Raw genomic sequence first — 8,697 nt, 5'->3', positions numbered from 1 at the left:
GGTCCCCCGCCGCGCCCCCCGCCCGGCGGCCCCGCCGGCGGCCCCCCCGGGGGGGGGCCCCCCCCCCCCCCCCCCCCGGCTCGACCCTCCCCCAGAAAGACCGGAAGCCGCCACCTTGGACAGAAGCGTGCAACCGATCATCACACCTCCCCTCCGGCCATCGCCGGGCACGGTGCGCGCCCGCCCCACGAGGAGGTGCCCCGCCCCGCACCGACGGTCTGAAGGCGCGGATCAGGAGCGGGCCGTCAGCCGGACGTCAACGCATCGAGCGCGCAGACACACCGGCCTGCCACGGGGAGGGAACGGGCGCGCCGCGCCTCGGAACCTGAGGGACCGGGCGCCTTCGTCATCCGCCGTTATCCGCGCAGAGCCACAGCGCTGTCCATCCGCGCTCACCCGCACGTGGCCTTCCACAACGGCAGTCCGCGCAGAAGACCGTCTGCCACAACACATGCGGGCCGAAGGGAAAGGCGATGCAGCAGCATCGGCGGATGTGCGAGCCTGCTGCCCGCAGACGCCGACCGAGAAGACCCCGATGACTCCTGATGACTCCCGATGACGCCCCCAAACGGCTCCGCCGCATCGCGCGCGAGCGGGCACTCGGTAGGCACGTCGGGTCCGACCGGCTCATCCTGGCAGGGCTTCACGCCCTCCTGACCGAGGTCGTGAGCCCTTCCCCCGCCATGCTGGCTCGCCTCCTTCGGAGCGAGGAACCCGAAGCGCCAGCGCTCTTTGACCAGGTGCTGGAGGAGCCGGCACTCCTCTTCCATCCGCCCGCCGACACCCGGGCCGCAAAATGGGCGATGGCCCACTGGATCGCCGGTCAGATGGCCGACGGAACCCTGGATCCCGCCACCGGCACCCACCTCATCCGGGCAGACGTCGCCTACGACCTCGGCCACCCCGAAGAGCTGCAGCCCCCCGTCGCCTGTCATCTCCACCTGGACGCTTGGCAAGAGAACGGAGGAGTTTCTGTCGAGGAGCTCACCAAGGAAGCGGCCGAAGCGGCGAAGCAGTTCCTTCACAGCAGACCAGCAGAAACGAGGAGTTGACCATCCGGTTCTTGCCCGCTGCCGATCGGACGCCTCCTACGATTCCGTGCCCGTTGGAGCCCGAGCTGCTGGCACGGACCACCGCGCGGCCGGGCACGGGGGCCAGGGCCGGGCTCCGTGTCACCAGGGACGGTAGGCCGCGAAGGGACGCACTCCCTCGCCCGACTGCACGGCGATGACCAGGTCGTCGTGGACGATCAGATCGGCGATGGGCTTGTCCCGGTCGACGTCCTCCGAGTAGCTGCGCCGGTCCTCCCTGTCTCCGGTGGCGGCGTCGAGAACATACAGCCCTTCCTTCCTCGACTGCTTGAAGCCACGGTCGACCAGCACCGTCACCCGGTCGCCGACGGACCGCAGCGCGAGCCCCTTGTCCCGACTGTTCAGGGGCGTGCGCCACAACTCGCGGCCGTCCGACAGGTCGAAGGCGACGACCTGGTCGCACTGCCACTGCCGGCACCGGGTGCTGGTCACGGCAAGGAGCCGTCCTCCCTCCCCGTCCACGGTCACGCGGGCCGGCTCGTACACGTCGATCTTCCCGGCACCGCCGTCGAACTCGACGCGCCCCTGGGGACGACCGTCCGGACCGAACGCGAGGTAGGCCCGCAGCCCGCTCGTCTCCGCCGCCACGACCCGTACGACCGGCGGATCGGCGGACAGAAACGTCACGTCGGCCTCCAGGCCGACCGAACGCCGGTCCAAGGGAACGATCCACCGCTCCTTCCCGTCGGCCGGGTCGAAGGCGGCGAGCCTGAGTTCCGTGCGCTCGCAGACGAGGACCGCAACGACCTGCCGCGCGGCGGCGGCGACCCGGTGCGGGACACACCCCTCGGCAACCGCGGCCTTCCAACGCGGGATGCCGGTACGCAGGTCGAAGGCGCGCAGGGCCTGGTCGCCGCGCAGGACACCGCGAGGCTCGGACGACTCGTACCGCCAGCCGTCGTCGATGTCACGCACAACGGCGAGACCGCCGCCGGTGGCGACGAGGTCGAGCTCGGCGACCAGCTCACCGGTCCCGGGCGCGCGGCGGGTGTGCCACAGTTCCTGGCCGCTGGTGAGGTCGAGGGCAGTGACGGTGGCGCACCCGCCGTCTTGCTCGACCTCGCCCTGGGCGTCCGCCCTGCGCCTCTCGCCGTGGGCGAGCAGGGCGACGGAGCCGTCGGCCGCCTTGCTGACGGCACAGACCTCGTCCCGGCCGGGCACGACGTACTCCCAGCGCCGCTGCCCCGATCCGGCGTCGAAGGCGGTGACGGCGTCGTACCTGCTGCGGACGACGGTGTCGCCGACGAGCCAGTCGCCGTTGCCGTACGCGGCAGCACTGCGGTCGACCGGGGCCTGCCAGGCGAGCTCCATGGAGTCGCCGGGCAGCAGACCCGCGTCGGAGAGGATGCCGCCGACGATGGTGCCGGCAACGCCCAGAACCACCAGCGCGCCCGCCAAGGCCGCCCCCCACTTCCGCCGGCGGCGCCCGGGAACCGCGTCCGCCACGGCCTCCCCCTCAGCGCCCGCATCCGTACTCGCGCCCGCACCCGTCGGCATGTGGCCCCCACCCCTCGCTGCCCCTTCGAAAGCGCCCAGCGTACGTGATCGGTGATCACCTGAACCTTCGGGAGCACCAGACCTCATGCCCAGTCGAACTACCTCAGACGAGGCACGACCACCGAACCTTCGCGGGCCGGCCACTCGGACAAGCCCGTGGAGCACTCCACCCGCCCGGGGCGTTTCACACGGTGCGCCGCTCCGGCTTCGGCCAGACCTGACGGCAGAGATCTCCCCGTCACTTCGCCGCAACTTCGGTGACCGCCAAGGGGGACCATCGAAGCGCGGAGCGCCGCCACAAGCGCCTTCGACCTGTCGACACCACCGGCGCGATGCACGAACGGGCGCCCCGACCGACAAGGGACCTGAACGGAGTTCCGTGACTGCCCAGGGCAGCGGATGTGCACAGGAACGTTGTGGCGGGGCGCCTCTCGGCTCGGGGGAGTGGCCTCAGGCCGTCGCGGTCGAACGCGGAGGCCGGCCCGGTCCGGACCAGGCCCCGCGCGTGCGCGGTGCCGACGCGTTCGCCTTCCGCAAGGACCGCACCCACCGGAACCCTCCTCGCCGACGTGGAAACCGGCAGGGGCGTCGAGCGATACGGCTGACCGCGCACCAGCGGAGACCTTCACGCTTCGTGAAGCGGACGAGACAGGCCGTCGAGAGCAGTTCCGCTCAATGGCATGGGCTTGTCCGTTCCGGTAGGCGGCCGGTCACGATGCCGGCGGGTCCGCCGGCTTGGCCCGCTGCGGGTGGAACGTCTCGTGCCGGACCAGCATCGCCACGCACTCGGCGATCTTCCGGCTGCGCGTCTCGGCCCGCTTGACGGCATTGACCCGGTTGATGAGGGCGAAGCGGTTGGTCTTGGTGAGCACCTCGAACATCGCCTGCGCCGCTGGATCGGCGGCGATCGCGGCTCGCAGGTCGGCCGGCACCTCCGCTTCCGATGCCGGTGCATAGGCGGCCGCCCACCGCCCGTCGGCCTTCGCGGCGTCCACCGCGGCGCGGCCGGCGGGCAACATCAGGCCCGCTGCCTCCAACCGGGCCACGTTGGCGACGTTGCGCTGGGACCAGACGCTGCGAGGTCGGCGCGGGGTGAACCGTCTCCAGGAACTGCCCTCGTCGCGCTTGCGGGCCTGCCCGTCGATCCAGCCGAAGCACAGTGCCTCGTCAACCGCCTGCTGCCAGGTCAGCGTGGTGACGGAGCCGCCCTTCCTGGTCAGGACGAGCCACACGCCAGGAGAGGTGGTGTGGTTGTCCAGCAGCCACGCGCGCAGCGCCGCGCCATCGGCGACGATCAACTCATCCAGCTCGGTTCCGGTCACCACCGCAGATTAGTGCCGCAACCCGGTGGTGCGACCTGTCGGGGTGACGCGTCGAGCCCGCGGCGTCGGTGTCGGTCTGGCTCGCCCCCAGCGAAGCCACCCTGGAGAACGGCTGCCTGCCGTACGAGCTGGAGGCCGAGCGTGGACGGTTACGCGGCCGCGCGGCCCAAGCCGTGTGGCTGGTGTTGATGAGCCGGTCCAGGTCCGGGCGGTACTGCATCCGTTTGAGCCCGCGTTTGACGGCCCGGGTGATCTGGCCGAGGTCGGCTGAGGCGAGGTTGCCGATGTCGCGCTTGGCCAGCGACCAGATGCCTTCGTGCAGGTTCAGGTCCGGCGTGAAGTTTCCCCGTGATCTTGGACACTCGTTCGTTATGTCGCGAGGGCGTGTTGATGCCGCTGTCTGGTCTCGGCCGGTGTGAGGTAGCCGAAGATCTTGTGTTTGCGCAGACGGCGGCGGTTGTAGAAGGTCTCGATGAAGTGGAAGACCTCGGTGCGGGCGGTGGTCCGGTCGGGTCAGATGCGGGTGCCGATCTCTTCCTTGAGCAGGGCCCAGAAGCTCTCCGCGGCGGCGTTGTCGAAACACGATCCGGTGCGTCCGCAGCTCTGCCGAAAGCCCAACCCACTTATTCGATCGCGGAATTGGGTCGATGTGTACTCGCTGCCGCGATCGCTGTGGATCACGCATCCAGGCTCCAGGCCACCTCGGCCGTAGGCCATGTCGAGGGCGTCGACGACGAGGTCGGCGCGATGGTGGTCGGCCATGGCGTAACCGACGATCTCGCGGGTGGCCGGGTCGAGCCAGCAGGCGAGGTAGAGCCAGCCCTCGGCCGTCGGGAGGTAGGTGATGTCGCCGACCAGCCGGGTGCCGGGACGTGCGGCGTGGAAGTCGCGGCCGAACAGGTCCGGGGCAGGCTTCGCCTTCATGTCGGGCCGGGGCAGCGAGCGGTGCTTGCGGCGGGTGACGCCGCGGATGTCGCGTTCGCGCATGACGCGGGCGATGCGCTTGCGGTTCACTCGGTGCCCCAGACGCCGCAGCCCGGCATGGATCCGCGGGACGCTGTAGGTCTTGCGGGAGGCGATGTGGAGCACGGTGATCTCGTGGGCGGGCGCGTCGTCGCCTGCCTGCCGGGCCCGGCAGGCAGCCTTGCCCTCGCGCCAGGCGTAGGAGGAGGAGCGGGTCACGTGCAGCACCCGGCACAGCAGCACGATCAGGTAGTTCGCCTTCTCCGCGTGGATCAACCGGTACAGCTCGCTCACCGGTCGCTCTCCTTCACGAAAAAGGCTGTCGCTTTTTCAGAATCTCGATCGTCTGCTGCTGTTCGCGGACCTCCTTGCGCAGTCGCTTGAGCTCCTCGCGCTCGGCGCTGGTCAGCTCACTGGACTCGCCCTCGCCCCGGTCCGTCTTGGCCTGGCGATACCAGCCGCGCAGGGACTCCGAGCTGATACCGAGTTCCCGGGCAACCGCGGTGACCGTCCTGTCTGAGAAATCCACGAGCGCGATCGCGTCCCGCTTGAACTCCTCGGTGTACCGCTTCGTGTACTTGCTTCCCACCTGGTGCTACTCCCTCTGGAACCTCAGGATCCCAGTCTGCAGGTGTCCGCGATCAAGGGGAACCTTCACCGCACTGGGTGGCCCCGTGTCCAGGCATCGAACGCGGCGGACCTGGGGTGGCATGAGCTCGGGAAGCTTGCCTCAAGGGCCGCGGTGGGTGGCGCCACGAGCCGAGAGTGTGGGGGCCGCTGCCGAGCCCCTGGCACGCCTGGCGCCCGTGCGCGTCAGGTCCGTTGAGGCACCGCCGATGTGAGGAGTTGGGGCGATGCCCGTAGCCCGCTACGGTATGTGCTGAATCAGATATCTGATTCAGCATATAAGGAGGGGGAGGGTGTGCTTCTGACGACCGGGCAGGCTGTCGTGGGTCATCTTTTGTGCGCAGTGTGCGTGTTCTGAGCTGGGGGTTTCTCAGTTGTAGTGGGCCGTTGTTGGTGCTGCTGAGCGTGGCTTGCTGAGGTCTTGCAGGTTCTTGGCCTGGGGTTGTGCAGGTTGTTTGGGTGGCGTGCAGATGGGGTGGGCCGCTACTCGAAACGCGGACGGGGTGTTCTTCGGGCGCGGGGTCATGCCGTGGTGCCGGAGTCTGAGGGTGGAGTCTGGCCGGTGGCGGGGCGGTGCTCGCGGAGTGCTTGCAGGATGTTGGCGTGGTGTTCGTCGGCGGAGTTGTTGCTGGTCTGGGTCTGGAGGAGGGGGTGCAGGCGTGTGTAGAGGTCGTCGAGCCCGAACATTGCGTCGAGGCCGGCCAGGACGCTTTCGTCGATCAGGCGGTGCGGGCGTGATGCGGGGTGGAGGAGTTTACCCAGGAGGGGGAGCGGTTCCCATCTGTTGTCGAGGCGTTGGCGGAGCCAGGGGCGCAGGCTGTCGGGGTGGGTGTGGCGCCACATCCAGATCAGGTCGGTGTCGGACTCGGTAAGTTCCTCAGCAGGTCTGCCCGTCGTGGGCGCGAGATGCTGGGCGATCTGCTCGGTTACGGCGTCGCGGGCCTGAAGAGACCAGTCTTCGGCGGTCTGTACTTCCGCGGAGTCGTTGTTGTCCGGGTTGGTGACGCGGTGCAGGGTCCGGACGGCCAGGACCGCTCCGTCGGGGGTGGCGGCCATGGCGGCCAGGACCGGGGCCCTTTGTTCTGGTGGGAGGTCGGTGAGGAGGTCCCGGGCCAGGAACTGCAGGCTCATGCCGCTGTTGACCAGCCCCATCATTTCCGGTTCGGCGGTCAGCTGCCCGTAACTGTCTGCCATGGCCCTAAGCAACGCAGCAGCAGGGAGGCGAATGCCGGCGCTGCGGCGCTGCTCGATTCGGCGCGTGATGCGGTGGGTGTCGTCACGGAGGCGTAGCAGCAGTTCGGCTGCTTCCTCTCCAGGTGCGTCGGCGGTCAGCTGGGCCAGGGCCTGGTCGAAGATGGCTTCGGGAAGGTCGTCGTCGGGGACGCCGAAGACCATGTACCGGTCGAAGTAGTCGGCGCTGCCGATCCCGCGGCGCTGGGCGGCGGCTTTCGCGTCGCTACCGTTGCCGAGGTCCTTTTGGACGGTAGGGAACATCAGGGCCAGCAGGTTGAGTACACCTTCGACGCGCTCTTCCACCACGCCGGCTTCGCGCAGGCGGCTGCGCCAGCGTTCGGCTCGCTCGCCGGGCTGCTGTGCGCTGTGCCTATGGGCCGGGTCGATGCTGGTGCCGGTCAGTACGGCGCGGTGCCGCTTCAGGAGCCGGTAGACGCCTGGCTCGTTGGTGCGCAGGAAGGTGACGATGAGGAAGTCGACCAGGTCCACATTTCCGGCGAGGGAACCGAGGGTGGCGTCGGCTTGCCCGAAGTAGCGTTTGACGGCCCGAGGCGTCTGCAGACTGTCCTGCAGGTGCCGGAAGTAGGCATCGGAGAAGCGTCGCTCCTCGCCCGGTGTCATGGACAGGCCATGGGAATCCAGAAGGGCGTTGAGTGCGCGGATGCTCATGGCGGCCGCGTCGCGCTCGCGGAACGAGGGAAGGTCGAGCCGTACCTGGATGATCTTTTCGAGGAACTCACGGGCCCTGGCCTCGCTGTTTCCCACGAGGTCACTGCGCTGCAGGACGTCCAGGAGCGTCTGCTCGTCAAAACTGATCAGGTAGTAGACGTTCGGCAGATGGCCCACCAGACGCACCAGCTTGAAGACCAGGAGCAGTTCGTCGGGGGTGAGGCGGTCCAGGTCGTCCATGACGACCAGGACGGGCTGGCCTGCCTGCCGTAGTGCATCCTCGGCCTTGCGCTTGGCGGCCGACGCGCTGGTGTCTCCACTGATGCGGTCGCTGAAGGCCTTGACCAGGCCCTCGGAGTCCAGACCTGCTAGCGCGGTGAGCTTGCCCAGGGGGCTGATGGCCTGCCCGAAGCCACCGATCCTCTGGCGGACTTCCGACCAGCGTTCTTCCTTGGGTAGAGCGGCTCGGATCTCGCTGAACAGTGCTGCGGTCAGCGATTCCAGATCGGAGTACAGCCATGGATTGAGCTCGGCAACCAGCCAAGTCCCGAGACCGTTCTGGCCCTGTAGGAGACGTATCACTTTGCCCAGGACCGACGATTTGCCGGAGCCCCAGGGACCGATCAGAGCTAGCACGCCGGTGTCGGTCTGGGTGCGGACGCGCCCCAGCAGTTCCACGGCGTGCCGTGCGTACTGTTCACGCCCCAGCAGGTCGGGCGCCTCGTCGTCGAGGAAGGGCTCGTCATTGAAGAAACGCGCGTCACTCACCCGTATATCGTGCCTGACCCCGGCGCCGCCCCGCCGCAGGTCGGGGGATGTGATCAGGTAGCCGGGTGGATACCGATGGTGGTGAGGCCGGTGAGGTCAGGTCTATCGGCTGTGTCTGTGTGCTTACTCGTCGCTGGTGCTGCCGGTCTGCGGATCGAGGTCGATTTCTTGCAGGGCCAGGATGAGGTGGCTCTCGACGTCTGTGGTGGCCTCAAGCACTGCCTGCAGTTCCTGCCCGCCGTGGTCGAGGTAGGTGTCGATCGAGGCTTTGACGGGAGGCGCGGGGGGAAGCACGGCGGCGTACAAGGCGGCTGTCAGCCTGCCGTTGATATCCGTGGTCGCCTCCAACGCGTTGGTCAGGCGCTGCATGGCGGAGGCCAGCACGCCGTCTACTGGCTGGGCGGCACTGCGCCTGGGCGAGTTGCTCACAGCGCACCTCCTTCGTCCTGTTCCTGGAGCATGCGCTCAAGACTGTGACGCGCCCGGCGCAGGTTCTGGCGGACGTTGGCACTGGGCACTCCCAGAGC

Annotated in this window: 7 protein-coding genes; 1 reads left to right on the top strand and 6 read right to left on the bottom strand. The window is 68.7% G+C overall.

What is annotated here, in order from left to right; all coding sequences use genetic code 11:
- Positions 1 to 545: 545 nt before the first annotated feature.
- Positions 546 to 1,052, top strand: a complete 507-nt coding sequence (locus ACFW22_RS18865; RefSeq protein ID WP_386405568.1) for a hypothetical protein — start codon at positions 546 to 548, stop codon at positions 1,050 to 1,052.
- A gap of 120 nt (positions 1,053 to 1,172) precedes the next feature.
- Here the strand turns inward: ACFW22_RS18865 and ACFW22_RS18860 are convergent, their stop codons facing one another.
- The 6 genes from ACFW22_RS18860 to ACFW22_RS18835 form a co-directional block, all read right to left on the bottom strand.
- Positions 1,173 to 2,537, bottom strand: coding sequence for a PQQ-binding-like beta-propeller repeat protein (locus ACFW22_RS18860; RefSeq protein ID WP_386405565.1), 1,365 nt, complete (start codon positions 2,535 to 2,537; stop codon positions 1,173 to 1,175).
- 761 nt (positions 2,538 to 3,298) lie between these two features.
- The gene (locus tag ACFW22_RS18855) at positions 3,299 to 3,913 is read right to left on the bottom strand and encodes a YdeI family protein (protein WP_386405562.1); all 615 of its coding nucleotides are present in this window, start codon (positions 3,911 to 3,913) and stop codon (positions 3,299 to 3,301) included.
- Between the two features lie 510 nt (positions 3,914 to 4,423).
- Entirely contained in the window at positions 4,424 to 5,167 is a 744-nt protein-coding gene (locus ACFW22_RS18850) for an IS3 family transposase (protein ID WP_386405559.1), read from the bottom strand.
- A gap of 13 nt (positions 5,168 to 5,180) precedes the next feature.
- On the bottom strand, positions 5,181 to 5,462 hold the full coding sequence (locus ACFW22_RS18845) for a transposase (protein WP_386405556.1): 282 nt from the start codon (positions 5,460 to 5,462) through the stop codon (positions 5,181 to 5,183).
- A gap of 560 nt (positions 5,463 to 6,022) precedes the next feature.
- Entirely contained in the window at positions 6,023 to 8,170 is a 2,148-nt protein-coding gene (locus tag ACFW22_RS18840) for a P-loop NTPase fold protein (protein ID WP_386405553.1), read from the bottom strand.
- A 123-nt stretch (positions 8,171 to 8,293) separates the two neighbouring features.
- On the bottom strand, positions 8,294 to 8,599 hold the full coding sequence (locus ACFW22_RS18835) for a hypothetical protein (RefSeq protein ID WP_386405550.1): 306 nt from the start codon (positions 8,597 to 8,599) through the stop codon (positions 8,294 to 8,296).
- Between the last annotated feature and the right edge of the window lie 98 nt (positions 8,600 to 8,697).

Origin of the sequence: Streptomyces sp. NPDC058872 (assembly GCF_042743065.1) — a bacterium.
GTDB lineage: Bacteria > Actinomycetota > Actinomycetes > Streptomycetales > Streptomycetaceae > Streptomyces.
Note: the sequence above shows the minus strand (reverse complement) of the source record. Positions and strands in the feature narration are given on the sequence as shown.

Bases quoted from the DNA above. Each gene is read 5' to 3' on its own strand.
- ACFW22_RS18865 (WP_386405568.1), top strand. From the start codon at position 546: ATGACTCCCGATGACGCCCCCAAACGGCTCCGCCGCATCGCGCGCGAG.